The organism is Massilia aquatica (assembly GCF_011682045.1).
GTDB classification, from domain to species: Bacteria; Pseudomonadota; Gammaproteobacteria; order Burkholderiales; family Burkholderiaceae_D; genus Telluria_A; species Telluria_A aquatica.
Genome location: NZ_VVIW01000011.1, coordinates 125612 through 140547, shown reverse-complemented (window position 1 = coordinate 140547; position 14936 = coordinate 125612). Strand labels below are relative to the sequence as shown.

Annotated in this window: 14 protein-coding genes; 11 read left to right on the top strand and 3 right to left on the bottom strand. The window is 60.5% G+C overall.

Annotation, left to right across the window (positions count from 1 at the left end; translation table 11 throughout):
- Positions 1 to 76: 76 nt before the first annotated feature.
- The 7 genes from atpE to F1609_RS19165 all read left to right on the top strand — a co-directional run bounded on the left by atpE (position 77) and on the right by F1609_RS19165 (position 5866).
- Positions 77 to 319, top strand: a complete 243-nt coding sequence (gene atpE / locus F1609_RS19195; RefSeq protein ID WP_073221179.1) for a F0F1 ATP synthase subunit C — start codon at positions 77 to 79, stop codon at positions 317 to 319.
- Positions 320 to 394: 75 nt separating this feature from the next.
- Positions 395 to 865 carry a F0F1 ATP synthase subunit B gene (locus F1609_RS19190; RefSeq protein WP_166882471.1) on the top strand — a complete coding sequence of 157 codons (471 nt, stop codon included), beginning with the start codon at positions 395 to 397 and terminating at the stop codon, positions 863 to 865.
- 2 nt (positions 866 to 867) lie between these two features.
- Positions 868 to 1401 (top strand): F0F1 ATP synthase subunit delta, encoded by a 534-nt coding sequence (locus tag F1609_RS19185; protein WP_167078110.1) that lies wholly within the window; start codon positions 868 to 870, stop codon positions 1399 to 1401.
- 78 nt (positions 1402 to 1479) lie between these two features.
- Positions 1480 to 3021: a F0F1 ATP synthase subunit alpha gene (gene atpA, locus F1609_RS19180; protein WP_167078109.1), complete on the top strand. Its 1542-nt coding sequence runs from the start codon at positions 1480 to 1482 to the stop codon at positions 3019 to 3021.
- 57 nt (positions 3022 to 3078) lie between these two features.
- Entirely contained in the window at positions 3079 to 3954 is an 876-nt protein-coding gene (gene atpG / locus F1609_RS19175) for a F0F1 ATP synthase subunit gamma (RefSeq protein WP_166889069.1), read from the top strand.
- Between the two features lie 32 nt (positions 3955 to 3986).
- Positions 3987 to 5387 (top strand): F0F1 ATP synthase subunit beta, encoded by a 1401-nt coding sequence (gene atpD / locus F1609_RS19170; RefSeq protein ID WP_054265482.1) that lies wholly within the window; start codon positions 3987 to 3989, stop codon positions 5385 to 5387.
- Positions 5388 to 5443: 56 nt separating this feature from the next.
- Positions 5444 to 5866: a F0F1 ATP synthase subunit epsilon gene (locus tag F1609_RS19165; protein WP_099873373.1), complete on the top strand. Its 423-nt coding sequence runs from the start codon at positions 5444 to 5446 to the stop codon at positions 5864 to 5866.
- Between the two features lie 118 nt (positions 5867 to 5984).
- Here the strand turns inward: F1609_RS19165 and F1609_RS19160 are convergent, their stop codons facing one another.
- From F1609_RS19160 to F1609_RS19150, 3 genes are all read right to left on the bottom strand, one after another.
- A complete protein-coding gene (locus tag F1609_RS19160) occupies positions 5985 to 6455 on the bottom strand; it encodes a Tgi2PP family T6SS immunity protein (protein ID WP_167078108.1) in 471 nt (156 codons plus the stop codon).
- A 68-nt stretch (positions 6456 to 6523) separates the two neighbouring features.
- Positions 6524 to 8767 carry a M9 family metallopeptidase gene (locus F1609_RS19155; protein WP_167078107.1) on the bottom strand — a complete coding sequence of 748 codons (2244 nt, stop codon included), beginning with the start codon at positions 8765 to 8767 and terminating at the stop codon, positions 6524 to 6526.
- Between the two features lie 301 nt (positions 8768 to 9068).
- A complete protein-coding gene (locus F1609_RS19150; RefSeq protein ID WP_196785460.1) occupies positions 9069 to 10988 on the bottom strand; it encodes a M6 family metalloprotease domain-containing protein in 1920 nt (639 codons plus the stop codon).
- Between the two features lie 247 nt (positions 10989 to 11235).
- On the opposite strand from F1609_RS19150, the gene F1609_RS19145 reads away from it, so the two are divergent.
- The 4 genes from F1609_RS19145 (at position 11236) to F1609_RS19130 (ending at position 14928) form a co-directional block, all read left to right on the top strand.
- A complete protein-coding gene (locus F1609_RS19145; protein WP_167078105.1) occupies positions 11236 to 12063 on the top strand; it encodes a DUF2726 domain-containing protein in 828 nt (275 codons plus the stop codon).
- A gap of 142 nt (positions 12064 to 12205) precedes the next feature.
- Positions 12206 to 13606, top strand: a complete 1401-nt coding sequence (locus tag F1609_RS19140) for a serine hydrolase (RefSeq protein ID WP_167078103.1) — start codon at positions 12206 to 12208, stop codon at positions 13604 to 13606.
- A gap of 63 nt (positions 13607 to 13669) precedes the next feature.
- Entirely contained in the window at positions 13670 to 14095 is a 426-nt protein-coding gene (locus F1609_RS19135; RefSeq protein WP_167078101.1) for a CoA-binding protein, read from the top strand.
- A complete protein-coding gene (locus F1609_RS19130) occupies positions 14092 to 14928 on the top strand; it encodes a PPK2 family polyphosphate kinase (protein WP_167078099.1) in 837 nt (278 codons plus the stop codon). Before F1609_RS19135 ends, F1609_RS19130 begins: the two co-directional genes overlap by 4 nt.
- Positions 14929 to 14936: the final 8 nt, after the last annotated feature.

Below are 14936 nucleotides of genomic sequence, written 5' to 3'. Positions count from 1 at the left end.
GAAACATAGTGGTAGTAAGCAAACTTTGTAATTTTTTAGTTTTCAATTTTTTAATTTACTTTTTGAAGGAACTCTCATGACTGACTATTCTTTTGTTGCTCTGGCTTGCGGTTTGATCATCGGTCTGGGCGCTATCGGCGCTTGTATCGGTATCGCTATCATGGGCGGCAAATACCTCGAAGCTTCGGCTCGTCAGCCTGAACTGATGAACACCCTGCAAACCAAAATGTTCCTGCTGGCTGGTCTGATCGATGCAGCGTTCCTGATCGGTGTTGGTATCGCAATGCTGTTCGCATTCGCAAATCCGTTCCACGCTTAATTAAGCCGGACATCGCAGTCAAAGAATGGCCGAACCTCGCGGTTCGGCATCCGTTTTTGTGAGAAGGAAAACACCGTGAACTTAAACGCAACCTTGTTTGCCCAGTTCGTGGTCTTCTTCATCCTGGCTGGTTTCACGATGAAATTCGTGTGGCCCCCACTGATGAAAGCGCTCGACGAGCGCATCCAGAGGATCTCGAACGGCCTGGCCGCAGCTGACCGCGGCAAGGAAGAAATGCAGAAAGCCCATGAGCAAGTCCAGAAAGATCTGGCCGCTGCCCGTGATGAAGGTCAAAAGCGCATCATCGACGCCGAAAAACGCGCCGCCATGATCCTCGACGACGCCAAGAAAGCAGCTGCTGACGAAGCAGCCCGCATCATCGCGTCCGCCAAAGCTGAAGCCGAGCAACAAGTTACCCGCGCGCGCGAAGAACTGCGTGGCCAGGTCGCTGCCCTCGCCGTCAAAGGCGCCGAGCAGATCCTCAAGCGCGAAGTGAACGCAGCGGCTCACGCCGACCTGCTGTCGCAATTGTCGGTCGAGCTGTAATCATGGCCGAACTCGCAACCGTCGCCCGTCCTTACGCCGAAGCCCTGTACCGCGTTGCCCAGCAAGGCAACGTGGCGGCCTGGTCCGAAGTGTTGTCCGAGCTGGCCCAGCTCGGCGCTCACCACGATGTGCTGGCCTACGCGGCCAACCCGAACGTGGCCGCTGCCGATGTCGCTTCGACCATCGTGTCGCTGCTGAAGTCGCCAGCGACTGCGGAAGTAAGCAACTTCGTTGCCATGCTGGTGGAAAACCACCGCGTGTCGCTGCTGCCGGAAATCTATGCCCAGTTCCAGGTGCTCAAGAACACGAATGCCGGTGCCGCAGACGCCAACATCACCAGCGCCTTCGAGATTGCCCAGCCGCAGGTTGCGCAACTGGTCGCGACGCTGGAAAAGAAATTTGGCCGCAAGCTCAACCCAACGGTGACAGTGGATCCCTCGCTGATCGGTGGTGTGCGCGTGGTCGTCGGTGATGAAGTGCTCGATACCTCGGTACGCGCCAAGCTGCAACAGATGCAAGTTGCGCTGACAGCGTAACGATCGCGTTCCAGACTCGCACAACGCGCCGGCGCAGACGCCCTTGCCTTACGCATCAAGAAACTATTAGGAGTTAGCATGCAACTTAATTCATCTGAAATCAGCGAACTGATCAAAAGCCGGATCCAAGGCCTCGAGGGTTCGGCTGACATTCGCAATCAGGGCACGGTAATCTCCGTAGCCGACGGTATCTGCCGTATCCATGGCCTGTCGGACGTGATGCAGGGCGAGATGCTGGAATTCCCGGGCAATACCTTTGGCCTGGCGATGAACCTCGAGCGCGACTCCGTCGGCGCCGTGATTCTGGGTGCTTACGAGCACATTTCCGAAGGCGACACCGTGAAGACCACCGGCCGCATCCTGGAAGTGCCAATCGGTCCTGAACTCAAGGGCCGCGTTGTCAACGCCCTGGGCCAGCCGATCGACGGCAAGGGTCCTGTCAACGCCAAGCTGACCGCCGCCATCGAAAAAATCGCACCGGGCGTGATCGCCCGTGAGTCCGTGTCGCAGCCAATGCAGACCGGCCTGAAGTCGATCGACTCGATGGTACCAATCGGCCGTGGCCAGCGCGAGCTGATCATTGGTGACCGCCAGACCGGTAAATCGGCTGTCGCGATCGATGCGATCATCAACCAGAAGGGCCAGAACATGACGTGTATCTACGTCGCGATCGGCCAGAAGGCATCGACCATCAAAAACATCGTGCGCTCGCTCGAGACGCACGGCGCGATGGAATACACCATCGTCGTCGCAGCATCGGCTTCCGAGTCGGCTGCAATGCAATACATTTCCGCGTACTCCGGTTGCGCCATGGGCGAATACTTCCGTGACCGCGGCGAAGACGCACTGATCGTCTACGATGACCTGTCCAAGCAAGCCGTCGCTTATCGTCAAATTTCGCTGCTGCTGCGCCGTCCACCAGGCCGCGAAGCCTACCCAGGCGACGTGTTCTACCTGCACAGCCGCCTGCTCGAGCGCGCAGCACGTGTAAACGCAAAATACGTCGAAGACTTCACCGGTGGCGCCGTCAAAGGCAAGACCGGTTCGCTGACCGCACTGCCGATCATCGAAACCCAGGCTGGCGACGTTTCGGCGTTCGTTCCAACCAACGTGATTTCGATTACCGACGGCCAGATTTTCCTGGACACCTCGCTGTTCAACTCGGGTATCCGTCCTGCGATTAACGCCGGTATTTCGGTATCGCGCGTCGGTGGCGCCGCCCAGACCAAGGTCATCAAGGGCCTGTCCGGCGGTATCCGTACCGATCTGGCGCAGTACCGTGAACTGGCTGCGTTCGCGCAGTTCGCTTCCGACCTGGACGAATCGACCCGCAAGCAGCTCGACCGTGGCGCGCGCGTCACCGAACTGCTCAAGCAGGCTCAGTATTCGCCAATGTCGATCTCGATCATGGCCGTGACCCTGTTCGCAGTGAACAAAGGTTACTTCGATGACGTCGAAGTCAAACGCGTACTGGCGTTCGAATCCGGTCTGCACGGCTACATGAAGACCAAGCAAGCTGCTCTCCTGGCCAAGATCGAAGAAACCAAGCAACTGGACAAGGATGGCGAAGCCGCCATGGCCGCAGCCATTGCTGACTTCAAGAAATCCGGCGCATATTAATTGTCTAGAGGGGCCGGCCGTACGCGGCCCCCGATAGCGCAAAAGGAGTAAGGACTCATGGCAGTAGGCAAAGAGATACGTAACAAGATCAAGAGCGTAGAGAATACGAAGAAGATCACGAAGGCGATGGAAATGGTCGCCGCGTCCAAAATGCGCAAGGCGCAGGACCGGATGCGCGCCGCTCGCCCTTACAGTGACAAGATTCGTAACATCACCTCGCATCTGGCTACGGCGAATCCGGAATACACGCATCCGTTCATGGCGCAAGGCAAGGACGTGAAAGCGAAGACCGTTGGTTTCATCGTCATCACGACCGACAAAGGTCTGTGCGGCGGCATGAACACCAACATCTTGCGTCTGTTGACGCAAAAGACCCGCGAGCTGGAAACGGCTGGCAACAAGATTGAAGCGGTTGCCATTGGCAACAAAGGTTTGGGTTTCATGAACCGCGTTGGCGTGAAGGTCGTGTCGCATGCGATCCAGATCGGCGATACGGTCCACCTCGACAAGCTGATCGGGCCGATCAAGGTCATGCTCGACCGCTACGAGGAAGGTGAGCTGGACGCAGTCTATATCTGCTACACCAAGTTCGTAAACACGATGAAGCAAATCCCGATGGTCGAGCAGCTGCTGCCGCTGACCGCCGACAAGCTGGAAGGCGACAAGAGTAGTCACGCATGGGACTACATCTACGAGCCGGAAGCGCAGACCGTGATCGACGAACTGCTGGTGCGGTATGTGGAAGCGCTGGTGTATCAGTCAGTGGCCGAAAACCTCGCGTCCGAGCAATCGGCGCGGATGGTGGCGATGAAAGCGGCAAGCGACAACGCCGGCAGCGTCATCGGCGATCTGAAGCTGATCTATAACAAGACCCGCCAGGCTGCGATTACCAAAGAACTCTCCGAGATCGTCGCCGGTGCGGCCGCGGTCTAAACCCGAATTTAAATACTATTGAAGGAACGAACATGGCTGATGGCAAAATCGTTCAGTGTATCGGCGCTGTGGTGGACGTTGAGTTCCCACGCAATGCAATGCCGAAGGTTTTCGACGCACTGAAAATGGCAGGCTCCGAACTGACCCTGGAAGTACAACAGCAGCTGGGCGACGGCATTGTCCGTACCATTGCACTGGGTACCTCCGACGGTCTGCGTCGCGGCATGGTAATCCAGAACACCGGCAAGCCAATCATGGTACCGGTCGGCAAAGCGACCCTGGGCCGTATTATGGACGTGCTGGGCAACCCGATCGACGAGTGCGGTCCGGTGTCGCACGCGCAAACCGCATCGATCCACCGCGTGGCGCCTGCGTACGACGAACTGTCGCCATCGCAAGACCTGCTGGAAACCGGCATCAAGGTGATTGACCTTGTTTGCCCGTTCGCCAAAGGCGGTAAAGTCGGTCTGTTCGGCGGTGCTGGTGTAGGCAAGACCGTGAACATGATGGAACTGATCAACAACATCGCAAAAGCACACTCGGGCGTATCCGTGTTTGCCGGCGTGGGTGAGCGTACTCGCGAGGGTAACGACTTCTACCACGAGATGGCTGATGCCAAAGTGGTCGATCTGGAAAATCCAGAGAACTCCAAAGTGGCGATGGTCTACGGTCAGATGAATGAACCGCCGGGTAACCGTCTGCGCGTGGCGCTGACCGGCCTGACGATCGCTGAATCGTTCCGTGACGAAGGCAAAGACGTTCTGTTCTTCGTGGACAACATCTACCGCTTCACCCTGGCCGGTACCGAAGTGTCGGCGCTGCTGGGCCGTATGCCGTCCGCCGTGGGTTACCAGCCAACCCTGGCCGAAGAGATGGGCCGTCTGCAAGAGCGCATCACCTCGACCAAGACCGGTTCGATCACCTCGATCCAGGCCGTGTACGTCCCTGCGGATGATTACACCGATCCATCGCCGGCAACCACCTTTGCCCACCTGGATTCGACCGTTGCCCTGTCGCGTGACATCGCCTCGCTGGGTATCTACCCTGCGGTCGACCCACTCGACTCGACCTCGCGCCAGCTGGACCCGCTCGTCGTCGGCCAGGAACACTACGACACCGCGCGCGCTGTTCAGGGCACCCTGCAGCGCTACAAGGAATTGCGCGACATTATCGCGATTCTGGGTATGGACGAGCTGGCACCGGAAGACAAACTGCTGGTCGCGCGCGCACGTAAGATGCAGCGTTTCCTGTCGCAGCCATTCCACGTTGCTGAAGTGTTTACCGGTGCTCCAGGCAAATACGTTTCGCTGAAAGACACGATCAAAGGCTTCAAGATGATCGCATCGGGCGAACTGGATCACCTGCCTGAGCAAGCGTTCTACATGGTTGGCACGATCGAAGAAGCAATCGAAAAAGCCAAGAAGCTCAACTAAGACAGGCGAAGGCGCCGCGCTGATTCAGCGGGGCGCCGGAACCCGATAGGACACACATGGCAAACACATTTCACGTTGACGTGGTATCGGCCGAAGCCAGTATTTTTTCGGGCGAAGCCGAGTTCGTCGCGTTGCCGGGTGAAGCAGGCGAGCTGGGGATTTATCCCAAGCACACCCCGCTGATCACGCGCATCAAGCCGGGTGCGGTACGGATCAAGGTGGCTGGCCAGGCTGAAGAAGAGTTCGTCTTCGTCGCTGGCGGCATCCTGGAAGTGCAGCCGAACGGCGTGACCGTGCTGGCAGACACCGCGATTCGCGGTGGCGACCTGGACGAAGCAAAAGCACTGGCCGCCAAAAAAGCGGCCGAAGAAGCAATGGTCAACAAGGTATCGAAGATCGATTACGCCAAGGCGCAAGCCGAGATGGCGGCTGCGATTGCCCAATTGCAGGCAATTCAGCGCTTCCGCAACAAGCGTTAAGCAACTGGCGGGCTCAAACCCGCCATAGCGAAAAAGGCAGCCGAGGCTGCCTTTTTTACGTCAGTATCTTGTTAAACCATCGCTCATGCGGATAACAACGCATGCTGTGTCAGGTAGGTCAGTCGGTACAGCCCAATCCCCGGCGTTCGATGCGCTCGTGCGCCTCGGAGATATTCGTTGCAGCCCGTACCGCAGCTTGAATCCGCAGGAGAGCGGGAAAGGAAAACTTTTCGCACGTATTGATTTCCCACATTTCACCGCTCGACACGCTGACGGCAAACAAGCCCCAGATTGCCGTCGCACCTTGTTTCGGGGTGTCGTAGCTCAGGCCAAAACTGACGTATCCCGGTGGCGACAATCTCCCGTCATCGCCGGTCAGGTCTTCGATAAAGACGCCACGTTTTTTCAGGCCGTAGCCTTCCCGCGTTAACACAAATACCAGTACCTGCCTGGCTTGCGAACGCGTCAGTCCTTGGGGGTGTATCTTGCCGAGGTCGATAGATGGCGCTGCAGCTGTCGCTGCACTACTTGTCGCCAGACAAATGGCCAGCATGAATGCGCGTTTGAGGTCCGCAATGATTTTTCTCATATCTCTACTGTACCACCTCACAATGACCATGCCGCGCAGGCGCAAGTCGCCCGCGCGGCGAGGTGTCATCAGTCGTACGTCGCGCTGATGGTCACGCCGTTAAAACTCGGCGCGGCCTTGAGCATGATGTAGTACCACTGGCCGCTGGCCGGCGCGGCGATGTTGATGCTCTCGCTGTTACCGCTGGTGACCGATGCGGCATCGTACGAGGTGGTCGACGGATAGCGTCCGCGTGCCACGTACATGTCCGCATTGCCGCTGCCGCCGCTGGTAAACAAGCGCAGGTTCCTGGCGCCGGCCGGCAGCAGGATGTGGGCGTAGCTTTCGCTCGACGACGTGAAGCCGGTAATCGAGCAGTTCTTGCCCAGATAGCTGCCCTGATTACACGCCGGCAGGTTCACCTGCGGCAGCGGCGGTTCGCCGGCGGTGGTGGCCGTCTTGACCCAGCCCGCAAACTCGGCGTCGTAACGGGTGCCGATATACGCCATGTAGTTCTGGTAGCCATCGTAATCGCCGACCCGGAACTTGCCCAGCACCGCATCCACATCGCTGCGGTGCTTTTCCACCATGAAGCGGGTTGCCATGTAACCCCAGCGATACGCGCGGTCGGTATAGTCGCCCATCGAATAGGTGTTGCCGAAAATCTCGCTCAGCTTGTAGGTGCCGGTGCGCGCCTTGTCGATTGATGCCTGATTATTGTTGCGCAGGGACAGATACTCGCCGATGCCCTCGATCCACCATACGGTCGGCTTGGACACGGCCGCGCCGAAGTCGCCGAACATATTGAAGCGCCCGTCCAGGTAGTGCACATATTCATGCTCCAGGTTCCAGACCGAGAAGTTCGGCCGCAGCCACGACGCTTCGTGGGCGATAAAGCGCGCCTGGTTGGTCGACGACTCCGGGTTGCCTTCGAGGTACATGCCGCCGTTATTGGTATCGATATCGTAGATAACCGACGCGTATTTACCGTAATTGGCGTAATCGTCGAACACCACCAGTTCCAGCGAGGTGTTCTTGTCATTGGCGACTGGCACCCGTTTGGTTTGCAGCATGTCGTGGAAGTAGCCTTCTTCCTTTTGCAGGATGGCGCAGGATGACTGCAGTTGGGCGGTGGTCATCTCTTGTGCCCTGATGCGCAGGGTCGGGCTGCAGGTGTAGCTGACCTTGAGCACCGTGTCGGCCAGTTTCTGCTCGTAGCCGCAGGTGCCGTACTGGCCGCAGTTGGCGTTGTCATAGTATTTGACGGCCGAGGCTGCCGCCAGCCAGAGCGCGCTGTCGGCTCCGGTCATGCTGCTGCTGGCCAGGGTCGCTTGCACCATCGGCTTGACCGTGGCTTTTTGCGCCGCGTACTGCATGAAGCGGAAGGTTTCATTGGCGGCATCGTTGAGCATGTAGGCGGTCGCCGTGCCCAGCAGTGCTGTCTTGTTTTTCACCACGAAGTTGTTCAACGCCACCGGATAGCTGGTGTCGCTTTGCAGCAGCGGCAGCGCGTCCGGCCGCCCATGGGCGTAGAACAGCACCGTCAAGGCCGAGGTCAGGCCGCCAGCGGCGTCGCTTTGCTTGATCGCATCAACCGCATTCGGATTGCTCGGTGAGTTAGTGAAGCGCCCCACCAGCTGTTTCATCGATGGCAGGAAATACGCTTCGTCCTGGGTGTTGGTGATCAGCTTGATGACTTCGGACGCGGTGCTGCCGGCCACCGGGTTGCTCTTGTACAGCACCGTGCCCTCGACCAGGTTCTTGATCGGTGCGCGCAGCGATGCCGTGAGCGCGGCCGGCGGCGTGGCGATGGTGCCGCCGCTGCCCAGGTAGTAACCGGCGCGCAAGTACAGCGCCAGGTTGGCCAGCGCGCGGTTGCTGGCGTTGTAAGTGCTCGCTTCGCGTGCGAAGCGGGTCGCGACAGCACTCATGTTGGCGGCCGAATAAGCCTTGGCGGCTTGCGTGGCGTTCAGCGAAAACAGGGGATAGGTGCACTCCACGTCGGGCATGGCGGCCAAGTAATCGGCCAGTGCGGCGCCGTTGTAGCTGGTCAAGGTATCCATGTTCTTGCACTCGGGCGTGGCGGCCATCATGCTCATGCGGCCAAGCTCGGGCTTGTTGGGCATCAGGTCCAGGCGCGGTTTGGTGGTCGGCGCCACGTTAAAGCGCTGTTGCTCGACCGTCGGCGGCAGGCTCTGGCGCGCGTGCGGCATCGGCGCCTGTTTCAGGCGTTCGTGCGTATGGCCTTGATCGGCTTGCTTTGCATAGCCGATGCTGCTGAAACAGGCGCTGATCAGCCCGGCCAGTACGATGGTTTTGTGTTGTACAAACATTGTCTCGCTCCTTGTCATTGTTGTGATCGATCTCGGGCGCGCCGGTCAGGATGTGGTCCGGCGCTTTGCTCATGAGACGGAAAAGGGTCAATTCCGCCCTGCAGCAAGCCTTCAGGCGTGCTGATACTATCCCTAATGCATATGGGGAAATACCCAGCGGGGGCGGCAAAGATGCAATTTGTTCAATTTGTCCGCCCGGCCTGATAAATACGGCACAGTATGGTGCGCAGCGATGACGAAAAAGCCACACTTCCGGTGAGCGGAAGTGTGGCTTTGAGCAACGATCAAGCCTGCGGGGGGATTACTTGGTGACGCTCAGCTTGTACTTGCCGGCGCCACTATACGACGAGATCACGATCCGGTAGTAACCGGCCGGGGCCTTGAAAGTGAGCGCTTCCTGCGAGGCGTCGCCGGTCGATTCGGCCACGTTGACCCACAGATTGGTGGTGCCGTTGTTCTGCCACTGTTCCAGGCGCAGGTCGAAGTCGGTGCCGGCCGGCCCGCTCATGACGGCCGCCAGGGTGCCGCCCTTGTACTCGAACCAGGGCGATGGATGGATCGCTTCGCCTTTTTCGGCCAGGGTGCCGTTATACACATCGGCGGCCGGGGTCGGCGTGGCCGTGCCGAGGTCGAAGCTCACCGTCTTGCCCGGCACGCTGATGTTCGACAGCGCAAAGCCCGACGCATAACCGCTCCACCACAGGGAATTGGTGCCCTTGCTGGTCAGCGCATTCGGCATGCTGGCGTTGAAGGCGCGCGTTGCCACGCCGTCGTACAGGTCGTTGGCGTCGCCCTGGTTCACATTGTTTTCCGGATCGCGCTTGCCGTCCGCGTGTTCCATCTGGATGTACGGCTTCCATTCGGTATCGTTGGTGCCGGTCGGGTCGATGTGGAACACGGCCAGGCCCTGGTCGGGCTGGTACAGGTTCTGCTCGCTCTTGTGGATCGCTTCCACGTAAAACGCTTCGGCCGGGTTGGCCGGATTGCTCCAGCGGTACAGCGAGTGGCCGTTGGCCGCCATCGACAGGCGTCCGGTCGGCGCGCTGCGGTTGATCGCCGGATTGAGTTCGATCGCCGTGTCCCATCCCGCCAGGTAGCGCAGGAAACCGACCGGCTGGGTCGGACGGTACTGGCTTTCGTAGCCCACGCCGCCGAAGCCCATCACGCAGAAGTTCGCTACCGAGCCCTGCGAGCTGCCGTCGTAGTCGTACAGGTCGGGCCAGCCCATGATCAGGTGGCCCGATTCATGCACGAAGGTGCCGATCGCCAGTTGCTTGCCCATGTCGCTGATCTGGTAGTTGCCGGTACAGGCGCCGTTGCTGCAGAACTTCTCGCCGATCCAGCCCATGTGCGGCCACAGGCCTTTCGACCACGGGCTGTCCGCTTCGCCGGCATAGAAGAAGTTCAGGCCGAGGATGTGGCCGGTGCTGTCGCGGCTGAGCGTGGAAAAGTCGAAGCCTTCGCTGCTCTTGACCCAGTTCAGCGCTTCGACGATCAGTTCCTGGGCGCGCGGGCCGACATCCAGGCTGTTGTCGGTGTAGTAGGATTTGGGGCGCTTGGCGCGGTAGTAGCGGGTGACCGTGTTGGTGTAGTCGAGCTTGTTGCCCGAGGCGGCCAGGAAGTAGCCGCGCACCGATTGCGCATTGCCGAAGCCAGTGTAGCTGGCGTCGTTCAGGAACGATTCGACCTGCGGCTTGGTGATCGTGCCCGGTGCGTCCGAGAAATCGATGATCACGGTCAGGCCGCGCATCTGGCCGGTCACGGCGGCGGTGGCCGCGGCGCTCGGGGCCATCATCGCGGACGTGGTTCTCTGCGCCAGTTCCAGGGTGCGTCCGTGCATCTTTTGGTAGCGCTGCTTGGCCAGGCGCGCCTTGGCGGCCGTGGACAGGCCCGGCTCGCGCTTGTCCTGCGCGGTGCTGAAGGTACGCAGTTTGGCATTGGTGGCCAGTACGCCGCTCGAAACCAGTTCGTCGCCCGTGGCGTTCACGTGCGCGTAGCAAAAGCCGCGTTTGGCATGATCATAGATGACCAGCGAGCCGTCTTCGGTGCGCTGTTCGGCGTAATAATCGTTACCATCGAGGCGAATCTTCAACATCTCGCCGCCCGGCTGGCGGAATTCGTAGCTATGGCCTTTGTACGGAATGGCCGCATGGGATGTTAACGCCGCCAGAGACAGCACCACGCCGGCCGCCGCCGTCAGACTTGCACGCATCAAACTCATCACTTCTCCGATGTTGTAAAAAGTATAAGTATGTATGTGCAAAAAATGCCCGTCTTGGCACATTTCGGCGGATCTTCGTCGAAATCAGCATAAAATTGGTCTATACAAATCCCGCGCCACGATGTGGAGTCGCTTCGTATTTCCGTGCGGACAGCATATATTTTCGCTTTGACCGGCTTTCTTCTTGTGCATTATGATTATTAAATACACACTATCGACTTGAACCACGATCAGGGCCGTTGTCGCCATGTTAAACCGCCTGTTAAAGAAACCCGCACCCGCACCCGAGCCTGTCCCTTCGTTTACGAAGCGGCGCTTTTTCGGTACCGAGCAAAAAGCGTTCTACGGCCGCCTGCGCCGCGCGCTGCCCAAGTGCTACATTTTCCCCGATGTCGCGCTGAGCAAACTCATGATCCCCAGCAATCCGGATCCGAAAATCAAGCGCAGCCACCAGGACCATCTGTCCGGACGCAAGGTCGATTACGCCGTCTTCGACGCCCGCCTGCACCTGCTGTTTGTGATCGAGCTGACCGTGCCGCCGGCGCCGGGCGCCAATCCGGACACCATTCCCATCGCGGCCCTGATGGCCAGCGCCGGCATCCGCCGCTTCAGCTGGCCCAAGGACAACCTGCCGTCGACCGAACAGACCCTGCGCGCGCTGGCCGATTATTCGGCCGAGAACCTGGCCAGGGAAGAGGGTGACGCCGGCGAGCCGTTGTCGCAACCGGGCCAGCCCGAGCACATCGATACGATTCCCGTGGTCGACAGCATCATCGTCCCGCGCGGGGCCAGCACCCTGACGCTCGAAGCGCTGGCCGGCATGGCGCCGCAGGGCGCCTTGAAAACGTCCTATCCGCACGTGTGGGAACGCATCTGCCTGTTCTGCACCGAACCGCGCCACCTGCACCAGTACCTGCATTCGCTGTCGATGCAGGACCGGGGCGTCAAGCGGGCCGGCTTTTCGGAAGAAGCGCTGAACGAAATCGCCCGCATCCAGGTCGCCAACGTCGGTTACCTGCAAACCCAGACGGCGCCGGAACGGGCCAGCTGGAACGACGTCTTCACCGACCGCTGACCTGCCCGGCGCAGCCCGGCGCGCGGATTGACCGTTTGTTATCGTCAATCCGCAGTTCATCGCAGCGCCGGCCCTGATCCGGCGCGCTGCAACTATAGTCTGGCCTGTCGTTGCCAATCAACCCAGACTACAGGAACTACGCATGTTCAGACTGTCCGCCCTCTGTTTTGCCTCCCTTGTTGCGCTGCACGCGCCGGCCGCCTTCGCCCAGGAGGGCGCCCCGGCCGCCATGTCCGCCAGCGAACAAGCCCTGGCCGAGCGTATCGACGCCGTGATCGCCCCCTACTACAAGGCCGATGCGCCGGGCGCGACCGTTATCGTCACGCAAGATGGCAAGACCGTGCTGCGCAAGGCCTACGGCATGGCCAACGTGTCCAAGGGCATTGCCATGACCCCCGACATGGCCATGCGGCTCGGCTCCATCACCAAGCAGTTCACCGCCGTTGGCATCCTGATGCTGAAGGATGAAGGCAAACTTGCGCTCGATGACGACATCACCACATTCCTGCCGGACTACCCCACGCGCGGCAAGCGCATTACTATCGAGCACTTGCTGACCCATACCTCGGGCATCGTCAGCTTTACCAGCAAGCCCGCCTTTTTCCTCACCGAGGGGCAAGACAAAGGCGTGGCGGAGATGATCGACTTCTTCAAGAACGACGCGCTCGAGTTCGAGCCGGGCACACGCTGGGCCTACAATAATTCCGGTTACTTCCTGCTCGGCGCGGTGATCGAAAAAGTGTCCGGCCAGACTTACGCCAAGTTTCTGGAAGAACGCATCTTTACCCCGCTCGGGATGCGCCACACCGCCTACGAAGGCCACGAACGCAGCCCCGGCCCGCGCGCCGTTGGCTACACCAAAGGCTGGTTCGGCCGCGTCACCACGGCCAAGCCGATGAGCATGACCCAGCCGTACGCGGCCGGCGCGCTGGCCTCGACCGTGGACGACCTGGCGCGCTGGGATGCGGCCATTACCGCCGGCAAGCTGCTCAAGCCGGCCACCTGGCAGAAAGCGCACACCAGCGCCGTGCTGGCCGACGGCAAGCTCACCAACTACGGCTACGGCTGGCAGGTCGGCAAGCTGCGCGGCGCGCCGATGGTTGCGCATGACGGCGGCATCAACGGCTTTTCCACCTCCGCCCTACGCCTGCCGCAGCAAAAAGTGTACGTCGCGGTGCTCAGCAATACCGATGCACCCAAGGTCCAGCCCGACATGGTGGCCAGCCAGGCGGCGGCGATTGCCATCGGCAATCCCTTCCCCGACTTCAAGCCCGTCAAGGTCGACAACGCCGTGCTCGACGCTTACGCCGGCACCTACCGCATCGACGCCAACGCCACCCGCAGCTTCAAGCGCGACGGCGACAAGCTGGTCATGCAGCGCACTAATCGCGATCCGGTCACCCTGACCCCGTTCGCCAGCGACAGCTTCGTCCTGCCCAATTCACTGACCACCTTGGTGTTCGCGCGCAACGCCAAGGGCGAGGTCAGCCACCTGACCGTGCACAGCCAGGGGTCGGAGATGATCAACCGGCGCGAGCCCTAACGTACGCGGCGGGGATTGACAAATCTGCTACGCTCGCCGGACATACACCTACTGGCGAGCACAATGAGAACCATCCCCGAGATTCTGAAAGACAGTAAAACCATCGCCGTGGTCGGCATTTCCGACAAACCCGAGCGCGCCAGCCATGCCGTGGCCGCGTATCTGCACAAGCACGGCTACCAGGTCGTCGGCGTCAATCCGGCCCTGGCCGGCCACAAGATTGCCGGCGTGCCGGTCCATGCCAGCCTGGCCGAGGCCGCCGCTTCGCTGGGCCAGGGCGGGCGCATCGACATCGTCGACTGCTTCCGCACGCCTGACGCCATGGTCCCGCTGGCGCAGGAGGCCATCGACGTCAACGCGCGCGTGCTGTGGATGCAGCTCGGCGTGGTCAACCAGCAAGCGGCCGACCTGGCCGCCGCCGCCGGGCTCGACGTGGTGATGGACCGCTGCATGAAAATCGAGCACGCGCACAGCGGCGCGCCAGCGTGAAGGCGCGCACCCGCTTCCGGGCCGGACCCGGCCTCAGGCTGCGCGATGAAGACGCCGGCGCCACGCCGCTGCGCGAGCAGGGCGGCAAGCATCCCAGGTCGAAAGAACAGATCAAGGCGCACGAGCGCAAGCTGACCGATGCCTTGACGGCAAAGATTGCGCTGCACCAGCAGATGCTGTTCTCGCAGCGCAAGCAAAAAGTGCTGCTGATACTGCAGGGCATGGATACCTCGGGCAAGGATGGCACGGTGCGCGCATTGTTCAGCCGCATCAACCCGATGGGCCTGCAGGCCGCCCAGTTCAAGGCGCCTACGCCGGACGAAGCGGCGCACGATTTCTTGTGGCGCATTCACCCGCACGTGCCGGGCGCCGGCGATATCGCCATTTTCAATCGCAGCCACTACGAAGATGTGCTGGTCCCGCGCGTGCAAAAGCTGATCGACGAGAAGGAATGCAAGCGCCGCTACGCGCATATTGCCGACTTCGAACGCATGCTGGCCGAGACCGGCACGGTGATCGTCAAGGTGTTCCTGCACATCTCGAAGGAGGAGCAGCGCGCGCGCCTGCAAGCGCGCCTGGATGACCCGGAAAAGCAATGGAAGTTCGACGAAAACGACCTGGTCCAGCGCAAGCGCTGGGATGACTACCAGGACGCCTATGAACGCGCCATCGCCGCCACCGACGCCGACCACGCGCCGTGGTACGTGATTCCGGCCGATTCCAAGGTCCACCGCAACCTGCTCATCGCCAGCCTGCTGCTCGAAGTCATGGAAGACCTGGAACTGAGCTTCCCCGAGACCGATCCGCGCCTGTCGAAGCTGACGGTGGAGTAGGCTGGCAG

Excerpts from the sequence above, each read along its gene's own strand:
- F1609_RS19185 (WP_167078110.1), top strand. The coding sequence starts at position 868 with ATGGCCGAACTCGCAACCGTCGCCCGTCCTTACGCCGAAGCCCTGTAC.
- F1609_RS19155 (WP_167078107.1), bottom strand. The coding sequence starts at position 8,767 with ATGTTTGTACAACACAAAACCATCGTACTGGCCGGGCTGATCAGCGCC.
- F1609_RS19135 (WP_167078101.1), top strand. The coding sequence starts at position 13,670 with ATGAGAACCATCCCCGAGATTCTGAAAGACAGTAAAACCATCGCCGTG.
- F1609_RS19150 (WP_196785460.1), bottom strand. The coding sequence starts at position 10,988 with ATGAGTTTGATGCGTGCAAGTCTGACGGCGGCGGCCGGCGTGGTGCTG.
- atpE (WP_073221179.1), top strand. The coding sequence starts at position 77 with ATGACTGACTATTCTTTTGTTGCTCTGGCTTGCGGTTTGATCATCGGT.
- atpG (WP_166889069.1), top strand. The coding sequence starts at position 3,079 with ATGGCAGTAGGCAAAGAGATACGTAACAAGATCAAGAGCGTAGAGAAT.
- atpA (WP_167078109.1), top strand. The coding sequence starts at position 1,480 with ATGCAACTTAATTCATCTGAAATCAGCGAACTGATCAAAAGCCGGATC.
- F1609_RS19140 (WP_167078103.1), top strand. The coding sequence starts at position 12,206 with ATGTTCAGACTGTCCGCCCTCTGTTTTGCCTCCCTTGTTGCGCTGCAC.
- F1609_RS19160 (WP_167078108.1), bottom strand. The coding sequence starts at position 6,455 with ATGAGAAAAATCATTGCGGACCTCAAACGCGCATTCATGCTGGCCATT.
- F1609_RS19145 (WP_167078105.1), top strand. The coding sequence starts at position 11,236 with ATGTTAAACCGCCTGTTAAAGAAACCCGCACCCGCACCCGAGCCTGTC.
- atpD (WP_054265482.1), top strand. The coding sequence starts at position 3,987 with ATGGCTGATGGCAAAATCGTTCAGTGTATCGGCGCTGTGGTGGACGTT.
- F1609_RS19165 (WP_099873373.1), top strand. The coding sequence starts at position 5,444 with ATGGCAAACACATTTCACGTTGACGTGGTATCGGCCGAAGCCAGTATT.